A 22,066-nucleotide genomic window follows, 5' to 3' on the forward strand; every position below is an offset into this window, starting at 1 on the left:
GCATCGGATCGCCTGTCGCGGCGGCGGCTGCAACCGCTTTGGGCTTCTTGCCATTGCACTGCGCTACACGCTTTGTTTCCTTTTCATAGAGGCTGCTGATCGGCACATCAGTAATCTCGATGCTGCATTCGTCAGATGCTCCGTGCTGGTTGCCAATGGGCACTGCTCGCCGCCTTGGGCGCATCTGTGCACTCCATCCGCTTGATGCAAGCGTCCTGCATGTGTATGCGTTCCAGCTGCAAAAGCTCATCATGCATTTGGGGTATGCGATTCAGTGTGTGCGGTGATGGATTGAGGTATCCATTTGACCGGTAGTGGCGTGTCACCAAGGTTGGTGCGATGGCTGATCAAAGGTTTTATTGTGGTGTTGATACCAAAAATTACATTTTTTAAAATTCTTCATGAATAGCGTCGTTGATAGTGTGTATATATGTATCAAATTGCGCTATAAATTCACATATTCAATTGAAAAAATGTACTGAGGCCGTGCGCTGCTGTGACTGGGGTACGGCCTTTGCACTGTTGTCCGGGAGTTGATGCATGCACGAAGATTTTCCAGAGATCCCTTCCGGCCTGCTGGACCGTTGGCAGGGCTTGTTGCGGAACTATGCCGATCTGTTGGAGCTATCCGTAGCGCGCGTATTGCGTCTGCAACAGGGCAAATGGCATTTGATGTCGGCAGCCGGACCGGCCGCCGACCGCATGGAGCAGGGCCCGGTGCCTGCTGACGCGCCCCCCTTTGCGGAAGAATTGGTAGTTGCCCAGAAGCTGGTATGCAAGGAAGCATGGAGCGATGCAACTGTCACTTTGAAGCATCAAGACGGTGAGCGCGTGGCGCAGAGCTATGTCGGCATTCCACTTTACTGGCCCAGTGGCAGCCTGTTTGGCGTTCTGGATGCACTCCATGGTGCCCCCCGGGTGTTTACTGACGCTGAGCGCAGGCTGTTGGTTCAGATTCGTGATGACATCGAGGACCACCTGGTGCTGCTGCACGGCAATCGTGCGGACCTGGTGACCAACCATGTGACGCGTGAGCGCCTGCAGGCCAGTGAGGAGCGCTTTCGCCTCCTGGTAGAGAACGCGGGCGATGATTATTTTCTACACGACGACCAGGGGCGATTCATCGATGTGAACGAGCGCGCCTGCCGCAGCCTGGGTTACTCGCAGGCAGAGCTGCTGACCATGGAGGTGGGCGATGTGGCCTTCGGGGTGACGGCAGACCAGCGGCACCAATTGTTTCGGGACGCATTGCCTGGCAGCTCCCGGGTGGTAAAGAGCCACCACCGCCGCAAGGACGGCAGCATGTTCCCCGTAGAGGTGGTGATCACCTGCGTGGAGATTGGTGGGCGCAAGCTGTTCATGGGGTTGGCGCGCGATATCACCGAGCGTGAGCGGGCGGAGCAGGCCGTGCGCGAAGCCAATGCCGAGCTGGAGCGGCGTGTGGCATTGCGGACTACCGAGCTGCAGGATCTGTCAGGCAAATTGCAAGGGGTGCTGAACAGCGCGGCGGACATCATCTTTGTGAAGGATTCCGGCGGGCGTTACCTGCTCTTCAACCCGGCGGGTGAACGTTTTCTGGGGCGCAGTGCAGCCGATGTGATGGGCAGCACCGATTTCGACTTGTTTCCACCAGAGCTGGCGGCGGTGTATACCCGCGCAACGCAGCAGGTGCTGCAGATGCAGGACAGTCTGACCTTGGAAGAGAAGGTGCCTTCTGCGCATGGTTTGCGCACCATGCTCACGACCCGCAGCCCACTGCGCGATGAACACGGCCGTATTCATGCGGTGATGGGCGTGGCCCATGACATCACCGAGCGAAAGCAGGCGGAGCTGGAGTTGCAATTGCAGCGCGAGCGCATGGCGTTGGCGATTGATGTGGGCGCACTGGGTGTGCTGGATGTCAATCTGGACACGGACGCCGTGGTCTGCAATGCCCAGGGGCTGGATATTCTTGGCCTGCAGGCTGGCGACGGATTGACGCAGGCGGCGGTGCACCGGCATATTCATCTGCAGGATCGGGCCGCATGGGACGCTCATGTGAGGGAGGTGCGCTCTGGTGCAGGCTCGCAGCGGGTGCAATTGCGTATTGTTCGACCAGATGTTGGCATGCGCTGGGTGTCGGCTGCCGCGCGTTTTGTGGCGGGGCAGGGGCAGGTTCCCGATCGGTTGGTGTGCGTCATGGTCGATGTGACCGAAAGCCATCAGGCGGAGCGGCAACTCCAGAGCAGTTTCGTGAGCCTGCAGCAGGCAGAGCGCTTGGCGCGCATGGGCTCGTGGACCTTGGATATCCAGCGGCAGGTCTTTGCCGTGTCCGACATGCTGCGGGAAATCGTGGGATTTGCTCCCGACGAAGAAGTATCGCTCAGTCGCCTCACCTCGGTGATGTCGGAGGAGAGCTATCGGAAGGTCAAGGCAGGGCTGGAAGACTGCGTGGCCAATGGCAGCGCGTTCACCATGGAGTTCGAGCACTACCGCACGGACGGCAGTACCTTTGCCGCCGAAGTGCGCGCCCAGGGTATCCGTGACGACAGCGGCGAGGTGGTGAGCGTGACGGGTACGGTGCAAGATGTGAGCGAGCGGGAAGAGGCGCGCGCGCAGCTCGCTTCGCTGGCAGACCGCCTGCCCAGCGGTGCACTCTACCAACTCAGCTATGTCAATCCCGAGGTAGGGTTCGAGGGCCCGGTGGAGGGCGGCGACTTGCGTCTGAACTACATTAGCGGCGGTATTGAATCGCTGGTCGGCATCTCGGCGCAACAGCTTCAGGAAAATCCGCGGCTGTTGCTCGACGCTATGCACGAGGATGACCGGGCGCCGTTTTTGAATGCTTCACGCGATGCGAGTGCGGCCCACAGTCTATTCGAGTGCGATTTCCGCTTGCGCCGGCCCGACGGCTCGCTGATCTGGCTGCGAATCCGTTCGGCACCGCGCAAAGTCAAGGGTGGCTGGATCTGGGACGGCATCATCCTGGACATCACGCGCCAGCATGAAGTGGAGTCGGCGCTGCGCCAGGCCAAGGAAGCGGCAGAGCAGGCCGAGCGGGCCAAAGCCGACTTCCTGGCAAATATGAGCCATGAAATCCGCACACCGATGAATTCGGTGCTCGGCATGACACGTCTGGCGCTGCAAACCGATCTGTCGCCACGCCAGAAGAACTATCTCGAAAAAATCGATATCTCCACACGTGCCCTGCTGTCCATCATCAACGATATTCTGGATTTTTCGAAGATCGAGGCTGGTGGGTTTGAGCTGGACGACACGGACTTCGCCTTGGAGCAGGTGCTCGAAGCCGTATCCAATGCAACCTCGCTGCGTGCCGATGAGAAAGGACTGGAGGTTGTCTATGCGATTGCACCGGATGTGCCGCGCGCCTTCCGAGGCGATCCGCTGCGCCTGTCGCAGGTACTGATCAATCTGGTAGGCAACGCAGTCAAATTCACGGATTTGGGTGAAGTGGTCGTGTCTGCGCATCTGCTGCAGGTGCGTGAAGATGGCGGCAATCTGGTGCAGTTCAATGTGCGCGATACCGGCATAGGCCTGAGCCAGGAGCAACTGGGCCGCCTGTTCGTGCCTTTCCACCAGGCAGATGGAGGCACCTCGCGCCGCTATGGCGGAACGGGCCTGGGCCTGACCATCTGCAAGCAGTTGGTGGAGAAGATGAATGGAGGCATCCGCGCAGAAAGCGAGCCTGGGCGCGGCAGCCTGTTTTCGTTCACAGTGGTGCTTGGACAGCCGTCGAGCGACATGGCGCTGCGGGCCAAGTCGCTCAACGGCTATCGCGTCCTGGTCGTGGATGACAATGCCACCTCGCGGGAAAGCCTGGGGGGCATGATCAGCAGCTTTGGCATGCAGGCCGATTGTGTGGATTCCGGGCCCCAGGCGCTGGCGCGCATTGAAGCAGTGGCGCAGGAAGGCAAGTCCTATGACCTCGTGTTGATGGACTGGCAGATGCCGGAGATGGATGGCATTGAAGCGACGCGCCGCATACGCCAGGAAAGCCGGCAGGAGCGCGTGCCTGCCGTGCTGATGGTCACCGCTTACGGACGCGACGAGATACTGAACCAGGTGACCTCGGCGGGGCTGCAGGGAATTTTGGTCAAGCCGGTGACCGAATCCGTGATGTTCGATACGGTGCAGGATGTGCTGGCAGGCCCACGCATGCACGCGCAACAGTTCAAGACCTCAGGCCAGGTTCGCAGTGTGCTCACACCATCGATGCGCCGCATGCTCAATGGCAAGCAGGTGCTGGTGGTGGATGACAACGCCCTCAATCTTGAAGTTGCTACAGACTTTCTGGTGCTGGCCGGGGTTCAGGTGGATACCGCCGTCAACGGCCTGCAAGCCATTCGTCGCCTCGAAATGAAGAGCTATGACGCGGTGCTGATGGATATGCACATGCCGGAGATGGATGGCGTGACTGCCACGCGCGAGATTCGCCGCAATCCTGCATGGCAAACCCTGCCCATCATCGCGCTCACGGCGCAGGCTCGTCCTGAAGACCGTGAGGCAACGATTCGCGCGGGCATGACCTCGCACCTCTCCAAACCGATTGAGGAGCATCTGCTGTACCAGACCTTGATCGACATTTTCTCTGGCGATGCAGCGTACGGTGGCAAACCTGCACCGGCTGAAGACCCGGCGGGTGAGGCAACGGCAGCCCGCCATGCCCTGTCTCAGCAGGGGCCCGTGGATTTCGACGCTGCGCTGCACCGCATGGGCGACAACCCCGAGCGCATGCAGCGCCTGTTGCATGGCTTTGTGCGTGACTTTGCCGAGGTGCCGCAGCGTCTGGATGCTGCGGTGGCGGCACAGGACCGCAAAAATGTGGAAGCGCTGGCTCACTTGGTAAAGGGTGCCTCAGGTTATGTGCAGGCCAAGGCACTGACCCATTCGGCAGACGCACTGGAGCGGCAAGCAAGCCGCGGAGATGCTGCCGCCATGGAGCGGTTGGCTTTTACCTTCCGCTCTGATTTGACGGCAGTGCTGGAAGTCATCAGCGACCGCCTGAAGCGACAGGCCGATGCGGCTGCCAAGCAGCTGCCTGCGGAACTTCACCAGCCAGCGGCCGGTGTTGATGCCCAGAAGGCCCTGGCCCTGATCGACAAGGCAGAGCCCTTGATGCAGAAAGGTGACTACGCTGCCACCGCGCTGTTGGCCGATCTGGCCCAGGAGCTGCAAGGCCACCCTGCGTCCGCAAAGCTTGAAGAGGTGCGGGTGCTGTACGAGGATATTGAATTGAATGATGCATTGATGGCCATGGGCCAGTTGCGCCAGATCTTGGGCGCCGCCAAGGACACAGCGTTGGAGGAGCGGGGATGAGTGCGATGAACCTGCCCACGGTGCTGATCGTGGATGACGAGCGCATCAATCGCACGGCGCTTGCGGAACTGCTCAAGGACGAATGCCGGGTGGTGCTGGCCAAGGATGGCGTCTCTGCACTGCAGCGTGTTGCAGAGGAGCGGATCAGCCTGATCCTGCTGGATGCGTCGATGCCGGACATGGACGGCTATGAGGTGTTGCGACGCCTCAAATCTAACGAGAAAACCGTCAATATCGGCGTGATCTTCGTCACCGGCCAGATCGAAGAGGCGCACGAGGAGCGCGGCTTGCTGCTGGGCGCTGTGGACTACATCGCCAAGCCGGTGCGTCCGCTGCTGGTCAAGGCACGCGTGCGCAACCATCTGGAGCTCGCCCGCCAGCGCGAGGAGCTGGAGCGCCTGTCGATGCAGGACGCGCTGACTGGCATCAGCAACCGGCGTGCCTTCAACCAGGCATTCATGCGGGCCTGCGGAAATACCGTGCGCACCGGCACCCCTCTGGGGCTGGCGATGATCGATGTGGACTACTTCAAGCGCTTCAATGACTTTTACGGCCATGGCGCTGGCGACGATGTATTGCGCCGGGTGGCGCAGACACTGGGCAAGGCGGCGCAGCGACCATACGACATGATTGCCCGCTATGGTGGAGAAGAGTTCGTGCTGATGCTGCCCTCCAGCATTGCGCTGCAGACGGTGCTGGATCGCCTGTGCGAAGCCGTACAGGCACTGGGCATACCGCATGAGCAGTCGGAAGTCAGTCCCATGCTCACGATCAGTTGCGGCGGCGTGGTGGCAGGGTACGACAGTGCAAAGCGGCCCGAATGGCTGCTTGAACGCTGTGATGAAATCCTCTACCAGGCCAAGAATACCGGACGCAATCGCGCTATCGTGCACGACCTCAATTGACAGGTGCAATCAACGCTTTGTGACAAGGCTTGAAGGCCAGTAAGTAGTTCCACGTTATTGGTATTTCACCTAGCCTGAGCCTCTTGTCGGTTTGTGGTGCTGTCGTTAGTGTTGCGAGGCTGGTGTGTATCGCAGCATGCGCGGTACATGGACAGCCTACAACGAGCAAGAGGAGACGACATGAACCGATCAAAGGGCGTAGGCGCCGTATGCCGCGGTGCGCGCTGGACAACGACTGCATTGGCTGGTGCCGTTCTGGTGGCCTGTGGCGGCGGCGGAGGTACATCCGCCAGGAATGAACTGCCTCAGGGTATTACCGAAATCAGCCAGACCAGCTATCCAGCGACCAGCGTGGGCTCAGGAAGCACTGCTGCCACACAGGACTTGTTGACAGGCGGTATCGGCAAGACCGGCCTGGGAGCAGCTGCGGCGCCCACTTATGCTGACCCGGCCAGCCCGACGGTGGCAGAGCTGCGCCGCAATGCCCTGTTCTCCAACTACCGAGGGATTTTGGACTACACCGCTGGCGGTGGCTATGGCTCCTTGTACGGTCCCAACATCACATCGGATGGCGTGGTGACTGCAGGAGAAGGTCTGGTGCCGGGCAACGAATACCTGGCGGTGTTGGACAGCGGAACCGGTCGCAAACAGACGGTGATTGCAGTGATGGTTCCTGACAGTTTCAACAAGTCCAAACCCTGTCTGGTGTTGGGCCCATCGTCTGGCTCGCGCGGTGTGTATGGTGCCATCGGCACGGCGGGTGAATGGGGCCTGAAGAAGGGCTGCGCCGTGGCTTTGACGGACGCAGGCAAGGGCGTGGGACTGCACAATCTTGCCGACGATACCGTGAACAAGGTGGACGGCTCGCGCGCTGCGCGCAAGGACGCTGGAGCCCTGTCTCTTTTTGCCGCCAACCTGACCGATGCTGCGCGCGCGGCATACAACGCAGCCTTTCCCAACCGCATCGCCATCAAGCATGCGCATTCGCAGCAGAACCCCGAGAAGGATTGGGGCAGTGACACGCTGGTGGCCGGTCACTATGCAATGTATGTGCTCAATGCCAGGTACGGCACCAAAGATGAACCGGTGCCGTTTGACCGAAACAATACGGTGGTGATTGCAGGCTCTGCATCCAATGGAGGCGCAGCAGTGCTGAGGGCGGCTGAGCTGGACAGCGATGGTTTTGTGGACGGGGTGGTGGCCAGCGAGCCGGTGACGCAGATTCCGTCGGGATTCGCCACCACCGTGCGGCAGGGATCGGCAAGCAACAACACCACCTGGCACAACCCAGGAGGAACGGCGCTGGCCGAGTACACCACCTGGGGCAATATCTACCAGCCCTGTGCGGCACTGGCCGATGCGGCTGCGCTGACGGAAACATCGATCTTCAACTACATTGGGCTTGCGGCAATGAAGGCGCGAGCAGAAGCGCGCTGCGAAGGTCTGGCTGCCAAAGGCCTGGTGACAGGCAGTACCACGGCAGAACGCGCGGCCGACGCCTTGAGCAAATTGCACGCCAAGGGCTGGACCAAGGAGCATGACCAGATGCACAACGCCCACTATGGCCTGGGCAATGGCCCGATTCTTTCTGCCATGTACACCATGGCGTATGGGCGCTTTGCTGCAGATGCGAACTTGTGCAACACCAGCTTTGCAGCAGCCAACGCAATGGGTGAGGTGATTGCTGCCACGCCTGCGGCCCTGGCACAGAGCGCGGCCGTGGCCAATGGCACTGCCAATGGCTCGCCTGCTACCGTGGTGTACAACGATTCGGCAGGCGGTGCCCGTTCATGGCTGATGGCGGTGTCGCCGTCGACCGGCAAGGCCGACCTGGGGTTGGACAACGCGCTGTGTCAGTACGCCTTGGTATCAGGGCAGGATCCTGTGACAGGCAAGTCCTTGTCTGCGGGAAGTGTGCCAACCCAGGCCCAAAGCGATGCGGTGCGCGCGGGCATGCAGGAAGTGAAGGTGACAGGCAATTTGCGTGGCAAGCCCACCATCATCGTGGCAGGGCGCAGCGATGCGTTGATTCCGGTGAATGTGAATGCGCGCGCCTACACGGCCTTGAACAGTGGCGTCGAAGGAGGGCAGAGCAAGCTGCGCTACGTTGAAGTGACCAACGCCCAGCACTTTGATGCCTTCCTGCCCTTTGCTGGTTTTGATACCCGGTTTGTTCCGTTGCATACCTACTTCAACCAGGCCATGGATGCCGTGTGGGCCAACGTGACCAAGGGGGCAGCTTTACCTGCCAGCCAGGTAGTGCGTACCACGCCGCGTGGGGGTACACCTGGTGCAGCCAATCCGATTGCAGCAAGCAATGTGCCGCCAATCAAGGAAACCCCTGCTGCTGCAGATGCGGTCAACGTGGTGGCATCAACCCCATTGGTGATCCTGCCTGATTGAGGCGGCACCGGGAGACAGGCGGTGGTGAGGAGCGCGGGCTCGTGACCACTGCCGTTTTGGCGGTACGAGGCCAAAAACAAAGTCCCGCCAGCCTGGGCTGCGGGACTTGCTGTTGAGAAAATGCGGTTGCTTTGTGAATAGGGTGCTACATCGCTGGAAGGCGGGGCTTCATCTGCGGGTGACGCACAAGGTGATATCAGAAACGGGCAGGTGCGCGCTTACGGTCACGTTCGTCTTCAGGCCATACAGCAAATACGGTATTCATTTTCACGTCCTTTCACCTTATTGGTGGAGATAGGTGTTCAACGGCTGGTGGGCGATGGTCGTTGACCAAGCTTGTATAAAGTTTTGTGAATAGTGTTCAACAAAACGTACGATGCGGCGGGATTTGAGGACGCAACAGTGGCCGAACTGGCTATGATTTGCCACCTTTTCATACACGGAGTCTTGAATGGCAGGTGCTGGACTATTGATGCTGCTGGACGACATCGCGACGCTGCTCGATGACGTCGCATTGATGACGAAAACTGCAGCGGGTAAAAGCACGGCCATTCTTGATGATGTGGCCACGCAGACCAAGGTGGCAGTGCAGAAAACGGCTGGTGTATTGGGAGATGATCTGGCCCTCAATGCCGAGCAGGTCACCGGGGTCAAGGCCAACCGGGAACTACCCGTCGTATGGGCTGTTGCCAAGGGCTCGCTATGGAACAAGGCCATTTTGGTGCCCGCAGCGTTGCTGATCAGCGCTTTTGCGCCGTGGTTGATCACGCCGCTCTTGATGGTGGGGGGCGCCTTTCTCTGCTTTGAGGGTGTCGAGAAAATCATGGATCTGTTCCACAAGGAGAAAAAGCACGACGTAAAGACCGTGTTGGCCGATTCTGCCGAGGCGCAGAAGGCTGGCGTTGCGCCATCGTCCGTGCGCGCTGCACACGAAAAGCAAATGGATCCGCTGGAGTACGAGAAGCAGAAAGTGAAAGGCGCGGTGCGCACGGATTTCATTCTGTCTGCCGAGATCATGGCGATCGCCTTGGGCACGGTGTCGACCAAGCCCATCTGGGAGCAGGCTGCGGTGCTGATTGCGGTGGCGATTGGCATCACCGTATTTGTCTATGGCCTGGTTGCAGGCATTGTGCGCATGGATGATGTAGGCAGCTGGCTGATGGCCAAAAAGAGTGCTGCAGCGCAGGCATTTGGTCGCGGCATGATCGCCTTCACGCCGTGGCTGATGCGCGGGCTGTCCATTGTCGGCACCGCAGCCATGTTCATGGTGGGTGGTAGTTTGCTGGTGCACGGTATCGGTCCGATCGAGCACTGGATCAAGGACAGCATTGAACCTCTGGGCGGCGTCGCTGCAGCGCTCGGCCCGACCTTGGTACATGTGGTGGTGGGAGCCATCATTGGCGCAATTGTGGTGCTGTGCATGGAAGCATGGCACAAGCTGCGCGGTCATTGATGTATCTATAAGAACGTGTGGAGATTGCAAACAGGTTCTGAGCCCCTGGGGCATCACGAAACGGCCGGGAACTCCTGGCCGTTTTTGATGGTGCGGGGCATGAGACATGATCTGTGTCAAAGCAGCCATTGCCAGAATTGGTGATCATGATTGCCATGGACACGCTCCAATTCGGCAGCGGACTTTTACTCCGGGGTGCTGCCGAATTGGGGGGATTCCAGTCAATTCTCAATCCATGCGGCGAAAGCCGCAGTGAAGGCAATGATGATGAAGAAAGCAATGATGGCAGCAGTGGCTGTTTGTGCTCTGACGGCCGGTACGGCCATGGCACAGCAGGCTGAGGGACCTTGGATGGTGCGTGTACGCGCCGTCAATCTGGACAGCGCCAACAAGGACTCCACCGGGCTTGGCCTGTCGATCAATGACAAGACCATTCCCGAGCTGGATGTGTCTTACTTCTTCACTCCCAATTTCGCAGCCGAATTGGTGCTGACCTATCCTCAAAAGCACGATCTGCGCTCCAACGGTGCAAAGATCGGCTCGCTCAAGCATCTGCCGCCCACCTTGCTGGCGCAGTACCACTTCACCGGCATGGGCGCGTTCAAACCCTATGTGGGCGCAGGTATCAACTACACGCGCTTTTCGAATGTGAATTTCAATCCCGCTGTAGAGGCCGCGCTGGATCCTTCGATCAAGAAAAACAGCTTTGGCCCTGCCATGCAGGTTGGCTTTGATTACATGCTCGACAAGAACTGGTCGATCAACTTTGACGTGAAAAAGGTCTATATCAAGACCGATGTCAGCTCGGCTGGCAAAAAGGTCGGCTCGCTCAAGGTCGATCCTTGGCTCGTGGGTGTTGGCGTAGGCTATCGCTTCTGACCACCATCCTCGTTTCATGCAAAAAGGCATGCCAATATTGGCATGCTTTTTTTCTATAAAAATAAGCTTCATGCGTTCTGCAGTTGGGTGCTGCAGGTTTCTTTGGCTCTTAGACTTCGGCCAGCGCCTGCTGCAGATCGGCCAGCAGGTCGTCGATATGCTCAATGCCGACTGACAGGCGCACCATGCCTTCGGTCACGCCTGCCTTTGCCAGTTCGGCGGCATCAAGCTGCCGGTGGGTGGTAGATGCCGGGTGCGTGGCCAGCGATTTGGCATCGCCAATGTTCACCAAGCGGGTGAACAGCTGCAGTGCATCCAGAAAGCGCGCCCCGGCGGCTCGTCCACCATCGCCTTTGAGGCTGAATGACAGAATGCCCGAGGCGCGGCCGCCCGATTGCTTTTGCACGATGGCGTGGTCTGGGTGGTCTTTCAGGCCCGCGTAGCGCACCCATTCCACCTTGGGGTGGCTTTGCAGGGCCTCGGCAATTTTCTGGGTGTTCTCGCAGATGCGATCCATGCGCAGCGCCAGGGTTTCGATGCCCTGCAGAATCTGGAACGCGTTCTGGGGCGAGATGGCCGCGCCCATATTGCGCAGCGGCACCACGCGGGCGCGGCCGATGAAGGCCGCCGGGCCCAGCGCCTCGGTGTAGACCACGCCGTGGTAGCTCACATCTGGCTCGTTCAGGCGCTTGAAGCGGGCCTTGTGCTCTGCCCAGGGAAACTTGCCACTGTCCACAATGGCGCCGCCTACGCTGGTGCCATGGCCGCCCAGGTACTTGGTGAGCGAGTGCACGACGATGTCGGCGCCAAATTCAAACGGACGCAGTAGATAGGGGGAGGGCACGGTGTTGTCCACAATCAGCGGCACGCCGTGCTTGTGGGCCACATCAGCCAGCGCGCGAATGTCGGTCACATTGCCCAGCGGGTTGCCGATGGACTCGATGAAGACGGCCTTGGTCTTGTCGTCGATCAATTTGTCAAAGCTGGAAGGGTCGCGCGGGTCGGCAAAGCGCACTTCAATGCCTTGCTGCGGAAATGTGTGTGCGAACAGGTTGTAGGTGCCACCATAGAGCGTGCTGGCGCTGACGATGTTGTCGCCTGCTTCGGCCAGGGTCTGGATGGCTGCGGTGATGGCTGCCATGCCCGATGCCACGGCCAGCGCGGCAATGCCGCCTTCTAGGGCCGCCACGCGCTTTTCCAGCACGTCGGTGGTCGGGTTCATGATGCGGGTGTAGATATTGCCTGGAACCTTGAGGTCAAACAGGTCGGCGCCATGCTGGGCGCTGTCAAACGCGTAGGCCACCGTCTGGTAGATGGGCACGGCCACAGCCTTGGTGGTGGGCTCGGGCGAATAACCGGCGTGGACAGCAAGGGTTTCGATGCGCATGGGAAGTGGCTCCAGGATTGCTTTGGCGAAAACGATATTTGTAACAGCTTTGCCCAGACCGACAAATACATTGTTCGCATTTGCTTATGAAGTCATTGCGCCCATGCGGGCCGACGAGGGCAGGGTCCTGGCGGCGCAGAGTGGCGCGCTACAGCCAGCTATTGAGTGTCAGGCCTGCGCCAACCAGCCATGCAAACAGAATGAGGGCCAGCAGCAGCGGCTTGACGCCAGCTGCCTTGACGGCGCGCACATGGGTGGTAAGCCCGAGGGCTGCCATGGCCATGGTGAGCAGAATGTTGTCCAGCTGGGTACCTACGGAGAGCGCAGCCTGTGGGATGATTTCCAGCGAGTGGATACCCGTAACTGCTACAAATCCAAGAGCAAACCAGGGGATGGTGATGCGCGCCAGCAATGGTTTTTTTCCGTCATTTGCAGTGTTGCCAATAGCGGATTCTGCGGGTGTTGCTGGCTCTACGGACTCGTGCCGGGCCAGCCAGGCCGAAAGGATGATGAGAAACGGCGCCAGCATCATCACCCGCACCATCTTGGCCACTACGGCCATGTCGGCGGCGCTGGTGCTGACGGCTTCGCCTGCAGCCACGACCTGGGCAACCTCATGTACCGTGGAGCCTACCCACAGGCCATAGGTGGACTCGGGCAATGGCAGCCATTGTGCCGCCAGGTTCCATTGGTAGAAGGCAGGGTAGAGAAAGGTGCCTATGGTGCCGAACACCACCACGGTGGCAACGGCAACCGCCACATCGTCGGCACGCGCTTTGGCCACGGGGGCCGTGGCCAGAACGGCAGCAGCGCCGCAGATCGAGCTGCCTGCACCCACGAGAATCGCTGTGCGTGAATCAAGCCCCAGCCAGCGCTTGCCCAGCCATTGGGCGAGGACAAAGGTGCTGGCCAGCACAACGGCGTCGACCAGTACGCCATGCATGCCCAGCGCGTCAATGTCCTGAAATGTCAGCCGCAGCCCGTAGAGGATGATGCCCAGGCGCAGCAGTTTCTGTTTGGACAGGCCAACACCCGCATCTGCGGACGCCTGCATCCAGCCATAGATGGTATTGCCGATCAGCATGCCGATCACGATGGCGATGGTGAGCGCTGAGAGGCCCTTGCTGCTGAACCAGGGCAGGGCTGCCAAGTCGTTGGCAACCCAGGTGATGGCTCCGCACAGCAGCAGGCCGGGAACCAGTTGTTTGCCAGCCGTCAGCCACGAATGGCTGCCGGATGGAGAAAGGGATGAAGTGGCGTGTGACATGAAGCGGAGGAGAGGGCGATGCCGTCTCTTCCAAATGACCGGGAGCTGGCACCACCAAAGCGGGAATGTCGCCACTATAGAAATTTTTCTTATATTCGTATAACTAATTGTTTTTGTATTATCTACCTATAAAATGGGTTGATTGTTTAGGAATGAGCAATCACATCGATCCATTGTGGTGCTACCTGTCTGTGTTTGTTCCCGCTGTCTCTGCAAGGATTCCATGCTTCATCTCAGACTGCGCCAATGGGAAGTGTTTTGCGCCATTGCCCAAAGTGGCAGCACGGTAGCTGCGGCGGATGCCGTGGGGCTGTCGCAATCGGCAGTCAGTGCGGCCTTGCAGCAGCTCGAAGCCGGTATGGGAGCTCAGCTGTTTGCGCGGACGGGCAAGCGTCTCATCCTGAATGACCTGGGCCGCAGTCTGTGGCCCGAGGCCCAGGCGCTGCTGGAGCAGGCCCAGTTGCTGGAGCAGGCGACGCGGGCCACGGCCCCTGCTGCGCCTGTGCAGCTGCGGCTGGCGGCCAGCACCACTATTGCCAACCATGTGCTACCGCCCATTCTGGCGGGTTTCATGCAGCGGTATGAGCAGGTGCGGTTTGACGTGGTGATCGGCAATACGCGTGAGGTGGCCCAGTCGGTGACGGATGCGCGGGTGGATCTGGGCTTCATCGAGGGTGCCAGCCATTGGACCGAGCTGGAGGTGCAACCCTGGCGCGACGACGAGCTGGTGCTGATTGCCGCTGCGGGCGATGCACTGGTGCAGCACGCCCGGCAGGCGCCCCTGACCGTGCAGGAGTTGCGGGCCTGCCGCTGGCTGCTGCGCGAGGAGGGGTCGGGTACGCGCGAGGCGGTGGAGTTTGCCGTGCTGTCGCACCTGCATGAATGGCCGGTGGTGGCGGTGCTGGGGAGTTCCGAGGCAATCTGCACGGCCGTGGCGCGCGGTGCTGGCATCAGCTGCCTCTCGCGGGTGATTGCGCAGCCCTGGGTGGACCGGGGAGAGCTGGCCATATTGCCGACTGAGCTGCCCGCCATGCAGCGGCCGTTTTCCCTGTTGCAACGCCGTGGCAAGAAGCGCTCACCCGTGTTGCAGGCCCTGGTGCAAGCTTGTACGGATGCTGCGTGATGCTATGAACTACTGAGTCGTTCGCGGCTGCTGAGGCCCAGTTTCATGGTGTTTTGTTTTCAGCCACAGAACACAAAAGCGCCATCAGCTATCGTTGTTGATAGCGAACTACAGCACTACGGAGCTACCGCACATGCTGCTTTTCCAGCTTGCGTGCCAGCGTGCGCCGGTGCATGCCCAGGCGTCGTGCGGTTTCCGAGATATTGAAGCCGGTCTCGGCCAGGGTTTCGTGGATCTTTTCCCACTCCAGCGTTTTGATGGATGTGGTTGCCTGGGGCAGATCGACCTCGGTCGTGCCCTCCAGGCGACCGAATGCGGCTTCGATATCGTCGGTGTTCGACGGTTTGGCCAGGTAGTGGCAGGCACCCAGCTTGATGGCCTCCACCGCCGTGGCAATGCTGGCATAGCCGGTCAGCACCACAATCAATGCCTCGGGGTTTTGCGCATGCAGCAGTTGCACGCATGAGAGCCCCGACGAATTGCCGGCCAGTTTCAGATCCATCACCGCATACTGAGGCTGCTCGGTCTGCAGCAGGGCCTGTACTTCATCGGCGCTGCTGGCGTGCAGCACGCGGTAGCCGCGGCGTTCAAACGAGCGGCGCAGGGTGCGGGCAAAAGCCGCATCGTCTTCAACCAGCAGTAACAGGCGTTCTTGCGTTTGCGTCATGGTGTTGTTCGTCATGCAGGGCAATGGCAGCCAGCGGCAGGCGGATGCGTACCAGTGCGCCGCCGCCCAGGTGCTGCTCCCGGTTGCGGGCTTCGATATGGCCGCCCAATGAGCGGGCGACATTCGTCACCAGGAAGAGGCCTAGGCCGCTGCCGGGTCGGCCCTTGGTGGATTGGTAAGGCTTGCCCAGCTGGGCAAGAATGTCGCTGCGGAAACCCGGGCCGCTGTCGGTCACCACCAGCTCCAGCTGGGCGTGGCCGTTGTCATCGTCCGATCCATCTGCAGGGCAGGCGGCCCACAGCTGCACAAAGCCGGGCGAGGCTTCCAGGGCATTGTCCAGCACATTGAAAATCATTTGCTGCAGCGCGGTATCCGAGATGATGGGTACATCGCGCGCCAGCTGTTTGCGGAACTCGAAATTGGCGGGCTGGCGGTGGCTGCGCCACTGTTCCACCACCCGGTCCAGAAAGCGCACCAGGCTGGTCGTCTGCGGCGCATCGCCCCGCGTCTCGCCGGCAGACATCAGCACGCCGGTCACAATGGATTTGCAGCGCTGCACCTGGTGTTCCATCTCGTGCAGATCGTCCATCAGCTCGCCATCCCTGGCAATGGTTGGCATATGTTGCCAATCGCCCAGGATGACGGCCAGGGTGGAGAGCGGCGTGCCCAGCTCATGCGCTGCGCCGCTGGCCAGCAGGCCCATGCGCACGATGTGCTCCTCTTCGGCGGCCCGCTGGCGCAGGTCAGCCAGGCGCGCATCGCGCAACTGCAGATTGGCCATGATGCGATTGATGAACGACACCAGCAAGGTGGCGTTGAGCCCGAAGCTGATCAGCAGGCCGATCAGGTAGAGCGTGTGCATCGCGCCGCCCCGGTTCGTCATGATCTGCAGCGGCAGAGAGAAAAAGGCCAGCGCTACCGCACAGCAGGCCGTGACCACGACAATCGCCCAGGCATAGAATGGCTTGAGCAGCACCGCCGCCAGGGTAACCTGCAGCAGGAACAGTGTGATGAAGGGGTTGTTGGCTCCTCCGCTCAGGTACAGCTGCATGCTGAGGGCAGACACATCGGCCAGCAGTGCCACGAACAGGTCCGACGATGAAATATCGTGCTGGCGCCAGCGCAACCACCAGATGCAGGCCAGGTTGATGATGACCAGGCCCACCAGCACGGCCAGCATCTCGCCAAGTGGCAAATGGATATCCAGCCCCCAGTGCACCAGCGAGATGGTGACCACCTGGCCGACCACGGCCAGCCAGCGCAGCTGTATGAGCAACTGCATGTTCTGGCGGTCGGTGGTGTGGGTGACGTGAAACGGGGAAACTGCAGAAAATGACACAGGTCAATTGTGCCTGAGCCACGGTATCCCAGCCCCAGCCAGGTGGACAAGCCAGGAAACGGCTTTGCGTTCTGCGCTGCGCTAATAAAAAAAGAGAGCGGCCAGCGCTCTCTTGGATTGGTTTTTACTGAGTTTTTTACCTAAAACGCAGAAAATTCAAGCACAGTCTGCTATGGCTTTTTCCCAACGTCTGCGGGGCTACCCGCCAGTGCGCCGCTGGTGGCGAACCACCAGCCACGCCGCTCCCACCACCATCAGCGCCAGTCCGTACCAGGTCAGCGCATAGACAAGGTGGTTGTTGGTAAAGCGGATCTGGGTGAGCCCGGCCTGTGGCCATTGCTGGCCTTGCAGTTCGGCGCTGCTGCTGCGCCTGGTCTCGCCCACCACGGTGGGGCCGTCGTCCGGCAGGCCGGCATCGACAAAGAACGGAGCAGGCTGCGCGAGGCCGCGCGCCTGTGCGATCGCCTGTACATCGCGTGAATACCAGCGGTTGCCTGCCGGATCGTTGCTGCGCAGAAAGCCTCCCTTGGGTTCGGTGGCGCGCAAGAGGCCGGTAATGGAAACATCGCCAGCCGGTGTTGCGGCAGCTACCTGCGCCGCGTCGTTCCAGGCGCTGCGCAGGCTGTCTGGCACAAAACCGCGGTTGACGAGCACCTGCGTGCCATCCCGCTGCTGCAGCGGCGTCATCACCCAAAAACCTGCGCCCAGTGCGGTGGTGGCCTGCGTCAGCACCGTCTGGGCGGGCAACCACTGGCCGTGCAAGGTGGTGGGCTGGTATTCCAGCGCCTTCGCATCCAGCGCGGGCCAGCTTGCGGCAGGCGGAGGGGGTAGCGGCGCGCTGTGCACGCGGCGCTCCACCCGGTCGATCAGATCGAGCTTCCATTGCAGGCGGTGTACCTGCCAGGTGCCCAATGCGCAAAAGCCTAAAAACAAGGCGATGCCTACACATGCAAGCATCGCCTGGAAGAGGGCGGAATGCGGGGGCTTTACATCCGCATTCCGTTGCGTTTCGTTGGTCAAAACAGCTCAGTGGTTGGAATGGCCCTGTGCAGGTTGCGTAGCTGCTGCGGGGGCCGTGTGCTTGTGGCCAGGCATCATGTTGGCGTTCATGTGGTACATGACCCACAAGGTACCGGCCAGGGTCACCGCCACGAACACGATCGTGAAGATGGTGGACATCAGGGTCCAGCCGCCTTCGATCTTGCCATTCATGTGCAGGAAATAGATCATGTGCACGATGATCTGCACCACGGCGAAGAAGGCAATCACCACCACGGTGGTGGTGCGGTTCTCGAACACATCGCCCATCACCACGGCAAAGGGGATGGCGGTGAGGATGATCGAGAGGAAGAAGCCGATCATGTAGCCCGAGAAGGTGCTGTGCGGGCCATCATCATGATGGCCGTCATGGCTGTGGTCATGGCCGTGTGCGGCGGGGTTGTGTTGTGCGCTCATTTACAGCACTCCCATCAAATATACGAAGGAGAAGACGCCGATCCAGACCACGTCCAGGAAGTGCCAGAACATGGACAGGCACATCAGGCGGCGGTTGTTTTCATGGGTCAGGCCATGCTTGCCGATCTGCAGCAGCAGCACCACCAGCCACACCAGGCCGAAGGTCACGTGCAGGCCGTGGGTGCCCACCAGTGCAAAGAAGGCCGACATGGCAGCGCTGCTTTGCGGGCCAGCGCCCACATGGATCAGGTGATGGAACTCATACAGTTCCACGCCCAGGAAGCCCGCGCCAAAGAGGGCAGTGATGATCAGCCAGGTGATCGTGCCCTTGACCGAGCCCTTTTGCTTGGCCAGCATGGCAAAGCCGAAGGTGATGGACGACAGCAGCAGCAGGGCCGTGTTGATCGCCACCAGGGTGAGGTCAAACAGCTCGGCGCCGCCAGGGCCGCCTGCATAGTTGCGGCCCAGGGCGCCATAGGTGGCGAACAGGGCTGCAAAGATCAGGCAGTCGCTCATCAGATAGAGCCAGAAGCCCAGAGCAGTGCCGTTTTCGACGTGCGGCTCTTCCTTGAGGAAGTAGTCGCGGGTACCGGTCGCGCCGGCGAGGGTATTGTGATTAGACATGGCGGGCCAACAGTTGGGTACGGGCTTCTTCGGTGGCTTCTACCTGCGCTGCAGGGATGTAGTAGTCACGCTTGTAGTTGAAGGTGTGGATGATCGAGGCCAGCACGATACCGGCAAAGCTCAGGCCAGCCAGCCACCACATGTGCCAGATCATGGCAAAACCAAAGACCAGGGCGATCATCGAGATCACGAAGCCGGCGCCTGTGTTCTTGGGCATGTGGATTTCCACAAAACCATTGAGCTTGCGCTTGAAGCCGTGCTTCTTCATATCCCACCAGGCATCGCTGTCGTGCACGGCTGGCGTGAAGGCGAAGTTGTACTGGGGAGGAGGCGAGGACGTGGCCCATTCCAGGGTACGGCCGTTCCAGCAGTCGCCGGTCACATCACGCAGCTGGTCGCGCTTGAGGTAGCTTACGAACAGCTGGATGAAGAAGCAGGCAATGCCCAGCGCGATCAGCACGGCACCGCAGGCAGCGATGATGAACCAGATCTGCAGCGACGTGTCTTCATAGTGGTTGACGCGGCGCGTCACACCCATCAGGCCCAGTACATACAGCGGCGTGAAAGCAACCCAGAAGCCGACGAACCAGAACCAGAACGATGCCTTGCCCCAGAACTCGTCGAGGCGATAGCCGAAAGCCTTGGGGTACCAGTAGTTGATGCCGGCGAACACGGCAAACACTACGCCGCCAATGATCACGTTGTGGAAGTGGGCGATCAGGAACAGCGAGTTGTGCAGCACGAAGTCTGCAGGAGGAACGGCCAGCAGCACGCCGGTCATGCCGCCGATGGTGAAGGTCAGCATGAAGCCCACGGTCCACAGCATGGGAACGGTGAAGCGGATGCGGCCACGGTACATGGTGAACAGCCAGTTGAAGATCTTCGCACCGGTCGGGATCGAGATGATCATCGTGGTGATGCCGAAGAACGAGTTCACGCTTGCGCCCGAGCCCATGGTGAAGAAGTGGTGCAGCCACACCAGCCAGGACAGGATGGTGATACACACGGTGGCATACACCATCGAGGTGTAGCCAAACAGGCGCTTGCGCGAGAAGGTGGCGACGATTTCGGAGAACACGCCGAAGGCGGGCAGGATCAGGATGTAGACCTCAGGGTGGCCCCAGATCCAGATCAGGTTCACGTACAGCATGGGGTTGCCGCCCAGCTCGTTGGTGAAGAAGTTCGTGCCAACGTAGCGGTCCAGGGTCATCAGCACCAGCACAGCGGTCAGGATGGGGAACGATGCCACGATCAGCGCGTTGGTGCACAGCGAGGTCCAGGTGAAGATAGGCATCTTCATCAGGTTCATGCCAGGGGCGCGCATCTTGATGATGGTCACGATCAGGTTGATACCTGAGAGCGTGGTACCCACACCGGCAATCTGCAGTGCCCAGATGTAGTAATCCAGGCCCACGCCAGGGTGGTATTCGCCCAGGCCCGACAGCGCCAGCCAGCCGAGGGTGGAGAACTCACCGACGAACAGCGAAGCCATCACCAGCACGGCGCCTGAGGTGGTCATCCAGAAGCTGAAGTTGTTCAGGAACGGGAAGGCCACGTCGCGCGCACCAATCTGCAGCGGCACCAGATAGTTCATCAGGCCCGTCACGAAAGGCATGGCCACGAAGAAGATCATGATCACGCCGTGGGCGGTGAAGATCTGGTCGTAGTGGTGCGGAGGCAGGTAGCCCATGGCGTCACCGGCGGCCAGGGCCTGCTGGCCACGCATCATGATGGCGTCAGCAAAGCCGCGCAGGAACATGACCAGGCCCAGGATCATGTACATGATGCCGATGTTCTTGTGGTCGATGGAGCAGATCCAGTTCTTCCACAGCGGGCCCCAGAGCTTGAACTTGGTGATACCGGCGACGACGACGAGGCCGCCCAGGACCACGGCGATAAAGGTCCACAACACGATGGGCTCATGCACCATCGGTATGTCATTCCATGTCAACCGCCCCAGAAGCGGGTCATGGCTTACGTTAGTAGCTACGGACATATTGAGTCTCTTTGAAAATTCGCGATGGGTTATTGCGCCACGGTGGAGGCAGTTTCGTCCACACGCAGGGCCGCCACCACTTGCGTGGCATTGGCGGCCGTGCACACGTCATCCTGCGGCAGCAGCGAAACGCTCTTGCCAGCCTTGGTGCGTGCATTGATATTGGCCATGGCGTCCTTGGCCATCATGTCGTCCATGCACATCTTGCCCGCTTCTACGCAGCGGTTGACGATGGCATGGTAGAGGGTGCTGTCCACATTGCCGAACAGGCGGACGGGATCGCGTTCGCTCGGCTTTTCCAGCTTCACGTACTCAGCGCGATCGAGGGTGGCGCCTTCGGTCTTGGCCTTCTGCACCCAGGCGTTGAAATCGCCGTCGGCGAGGCCAAGGAACTTGAAGGTCATGCCAGCAAAGCCTGCGCCGCTGTAGTGCGAGCTCATGCCCTTGTACACGCCTGGCTTGTTGATCACGGCATTGAGCTGGGTCTGCATCGAAGGCATGGCATAGATCATGCCGGCCAGATCAGGCACGTAGAACGCATTCATCGTGGTGGTGGCGGTCAGCTTGAAGCGGATCGGACGGTCCACGGGTGCAGCCAGTTCGTTGATGGTGGCGATGCCTTGCTCGGGGTAGATGAACAGCCACTTCCAGTCCATGGCCACCACTTCCACTTCCAGCGGCTTGACATCGGCTGGAACAGGGCGACCGGCCGCTACGCGGTCCAGCGGACGATAGGGGTCAAGCTTGTGGGTGTAGATCCAGGTGAGCGCACCCAGCGCGATGATGATCAGCAGCGGCACCGACCAGATCACCAGTTCGAGGGCGGTGGAGTGGTGCCACTCGGGATCGTAATCAGCTGGCTCGTTCGATTCGCGGTACTTGAAGGCAAACAGCAGGATCAGCACCATGACCGGAACGATGATGATCAGCATCAGCAAGGTGGCGATGATCACCAGGTTGCCGGACTGCGCAGCAACATCCCCGGCGGGGTTGAGCACAACGGTATTGCAGCCCGCAAGGCTGGCGGCGGCTAGTAACGCCGCGACGAGCCGCGAGGGCCCGCGAAGTTTTTTGAGATCAGGCATGCGAAAAGGCACGGCAAGCGCGCTTAGGTAGAAACATGGATTGCAAAATCCCGCCAAATGTAAATGCTAGAGGCAGGCCTGTCGATTGGACATTTTGTCCTACGTCCTCTCGAAAAGTACCCTGCTAGGCTCCTGGATGGGTACGGTCGTAACAGGCCTGTTACAGC

Annotated in this window: 15 protein-coding genes; 6 read left to right on the forward strand and 9 right to left on the reverse strand. The window is 60.2% G+C overall.

Translation table 11 applies throughout. The annotated features are described in order from the left end of the window. The first annotated feature begins 540 nt into the window (after positions 1–540). The 5 genes from HNP33_RS09935 to HNP33_RS09955 all read left to right on the forward strand — a co-directional run bounded on the left by HNP33_RS09935 (position 541) and on the right by HNP33_RS09955 (position 10,956). Positions 541–5,316 carry a PAS domain-containing hybrid sensor histidine kinase/response regulator gene (locus tag HNP33_RS09935; RefSeq protein WP_184707850.1) on the forward strand — a complete coding sequence of 1,592 codons (4,776 nt, stop codon included), beginning with the start codon at positions 541–543 and terminating at the stop codon, positions 5,314–5,316. Beyond that, positions 5,313–6,221: a diguanylate cyclase domain-containing protein gene (locus HNP33_RS09940; protein ID WP_184707853.1), complete on the forward strand. Its 909-nt coding sequence runs from the start codon at positions 5,313–5,315 to the stop codon at positions 6,219–6,221. The genes HNP33_RS09935 and HNP33_RS09940 overlap by 4 nt, the downstream gene beginning before the upstream one ends. A gap of 180 nt (positions 6,222–6,401) precedes the next feature. Continuing rightward, positions 6,402–8,624, forward strand: a complete 2,223-nt coding sequence (locus HNP33_RS09945) for a 3-hydroxybutyrate oligomer hydrolase family protein (RefSeq protein ID WP_184707856.1) — start codon at positions 6,402–6,404, stop codon at positions 8,622–8,624. A gap of 451 nt (positions 8,625–9,075) precedes the next feature. Next, positions 9,076–10,077, forward strand: coding sequence for a DUF808 domain-containing protein (locus tag HNP33_RS09950; protein WP_184707859.1), 1,002 nt, complete (start codon positions 9,076–9,078; stop codon positions 10,075–10,077). Positions 10,078–10,344: 267 nt separating this feature from the next. Further along, positions 10,345–10,956 (forward strand): OmpW/AlkL family protein, encoded by a 612-nt coding sequence (locus HNP33_RS09955; protein ID WP_184707862.1) that lies wholly within the window; start codon positions 10,345–10,347, stop codon positions 10,954–10,956. Positions 10,957–11,065: 109 nt separating this feature from the next. Here the strand turns inward: HNP33_RS09955 and HNP33_RS09960 are convergent, their stop codons facing one another. Then, positions 11,066–12,343, reverse strand: coding sequence for an O-acetylhomoserine aminocarboxypropyltransferase/cysteine synthase family protein (locus HNP33_RS09960; RefSeq protein ID WP_184707865.1), 1,278 nt, complete (start codon positions 12,341–12,343; stop codon positions 11,066–11,068). Positions 12,344–12,491: 148 nt separating this feature from the next. Continuing rightward, positions 12,492–13,610 carry a YeiH family protein gene (locus tag HNP33_RS09965; protein ID WP_184707869.1) on the reverse strand — a complete coding sequence of 373 codons (1,119 nt, stop codon included), beginning with the start codon at positions 13,608–13,610 and terminating at the stop codon, positions 12,492–12,494. 223 nt (positions 13,611–13,833) lie between these two features. Between HNP33_RS09965 and HNP33_RS09970 the strand changes: the two genes are divergently transcribed. Further along, entirely contained in the window at positions 13,834–14,733 is a 900-nt protein-coding gene (locus HNP33_RS09970; protein ID WP_184707872.1) for a LysR family transcriptional regulator, read from the forward strand. A 124-nt stretch (positions 14,734–14,857) separates the two neighbouring features. Here HNP33_RS09970 and HNP33_RS09975 read toward each other — a convergent pair whose 3' ends face one another. From HNP33_RS09975 to cyoA, 7 genes are all read right to left on the reverse strand, one after another. Next, positions 14,858–15,400: a response regulator transcription factor gene (locus HNP33_RS09975; RefSeq protein ID WP_184707875.1), complete on the reverse strand. Its 543-nt coding sequence runs from the start codon at positions 15,398–15,400 to the stop codon at positions 14,858–14,860. Further along, on the reverse strand, positions 15,363–16,739 hold the full coding sequence (locus HNP33_RS09980) for an ATP-binding protein (protein WP_325064923.1): 1,377 nt from the start codon (positions 16,737–16,739) through the stop codon (positions 15,363–15,365). The genes HNP33_RS09975 and HNP33_RS09980 overlap by 38 nt, the downstream gene beginning before the upstream one ends. Before the next feature lie 198 nt (positions 16,740–16,937). Beyond that, positions 16,938–17,696 (reverse strand): SURF1 family protein, encoded by a 759-nt coding sequence (locus tag HNP33_RS09985; RefSeq protein WP_184708092.1) that lies wholly within the window; start codon positions 17,694–17,696, stop codon positions 16,938–16,940. Positions 17,697–17,765: 69 nt separating this feature from the next. Beyond that, the gene (gene cyoD / locus HNP33_RS09990) at positions 17,766–18,194 is read right to left on the reverse strand and encodes a cytochrome o ubiquinol oxidase subunit IV (RefSeq protein ID WP_184707878.1); all 429 of its coding nucleotides are present in this window, start codon (positions 18,192–18,194) and stop codon (positions 17,766–17,768) included. Further along, positions 18,195–18,818: a cytochrome o ubiquinol oxidase subunit III gene (gene cyoC, locus HNP33_RS09995; protein ID WP_184707881.1), complete on the reverse strand. Its 624-nt coding sequence runs from the start codon at positions 18,816–18,818 to the stop codon at positions 18,195–18,197. It abuts the gene before it with no gap. Further along, a complete protein-coding gene (gene cyoB / locus HNP33_RS10000) occupies positions 18,811–20,814 on the reverse strand; it encodes a cytochrome o ubiquinol oxidase subunit I (protein ID WP_184707884.1) in 2,004 nt (667 codons plus the stop codon). The genes cyoC and cyoB overlap by 8 nt, the downstream gene beginning before the upstream one ends. 29 nt (positions 20,815–20,843) lie before the next feature. Further along, positions 20,844–21,899, reverse strand: coding sequence for a ubiquinol oxidase subunit II (gene cyoA, locus HNP33_RS10005; protein ID WP_184707887.1), 1,056 nt, complete (start codon positions 21,897–21,899; stop codon positions 20,844–20,846). Positions 21,900–22,066: the final 167 nt, after the last annotated feature.

This window comes from Comamonas odontotermitis (genome assembly GCF_014207855.1).
GTDB lineage: Bacteria > Pseudomonadota > Gammaproteobacteria > Burkholderiales > Burkholderiaceae_C > Comamonas > Comamonas odontotermitis_A.

What these genes read in the sequence shown, in the direction of transcription:
- HNP33_RS09935 (WP_184707850.1), top strand. Translation starts at nt 541, where the DNA reads ATGCACGAAGATTTTCCAGAGATCCCTTCCGGCCTGCTGGACCGTTGG.
- HNP33_RS09940 (WP_184707853.1), top strand. Translation starts at nt 5,313, where the DNA reads ATGAGTGCGATGAACCTGCCCACGGTGCTGATCGTGGATGACGAGCGC.
- HNP33_RS09945 (WP_184707856.1), top strand. Translation starts at nt 6,402, where the DNA reads ATGAACCGATCAAAGGGCGTAGGCGCCGTATGCCGCGGTGCGCGCTGG.
- HNP33_RS09950 (WP_184707859.1), top strand. Translation starts at nt 9,076, where the DNA reads ATGGCAGGTGCTGGACTATTGATGCTGCTGGACGACATCGCGACGCTG.
- HNP33_RS09955 (WP_184707862.1), top strand. Translation starts at nt 10,345, where the DNA reads ATGAAGAAAGCAATGATGGCAGCAGTGGCTGTTTGTGCTCTGACGGCC.
- HNP33_RS09960 (WP_184707865.1), bottom strand. Translation starts at nt 12,343, where the DNA reads ATGCGCATCGAAACCCTTGCTGTCCACGCCGGTTATTCGCCCGAGCCC.
- HNP33_RS09965 (WP_184707869.1), bottom strand. Translation starts at nt 13,610, where the DNA reads ATGTCACACGCCACTTCATCCCTTTCTCCATCCGGCAGCCATTCGTGG.
- HNP33_RS09970 (WP_184707872.1), top strand. Translation starts at nt 13,834, where the DNA reads ATGCTTCATCTCAGACTGCGCCAATGGGAAGTGTTTTGCGCCATTGCC.
- HNP33_RS09975 (WP_184707875.1), bottom strand. Translation starts at nt 15,400, where the DNA reads ATGACGCAAACGCAAGAACGCCTGTTACTGCTGGTTGAAGACGATGCG.
- HNP33_RS09985 (WP_184708092.1), bottom strand. Translation starts at nt 17,696, where the DNA reads ATGCTTGCATGTGTAGGCATCGCCTTGTTTTTAGGCTTTTGCGCATTG.
- cyoD (WP_184707878.1), bottom strand. Translation starts at nt 18,194, where the DNA reads ATGAGCGCACAACACAACCCCGCCGCACACGGCCATGACCACAGCCAT.
- cyoC (WP_184707881.1), bottom strand. Translation starts at nt 18,818, where the DNA reads ATGTCTAATCACAATACCCTCGCCGGCGCGACCGGTACCCGCGACTAC.
- cyoB (WP_184707884.1), bottom strand. Translation starts at nt 20,814, where the DNA reads ATGTCCGTAGCTACTAACGTAAGCCATGACCCGCTTCTGGGGCGGTTG.
- cyoA (WP_184707887.1), bottom strand. Translation starts at nt 21,899, where the DNA reads ATGCCTGATCTCAAAAAACTTCGCGGGCCCTCGCGGCTCGTCGCGGCG.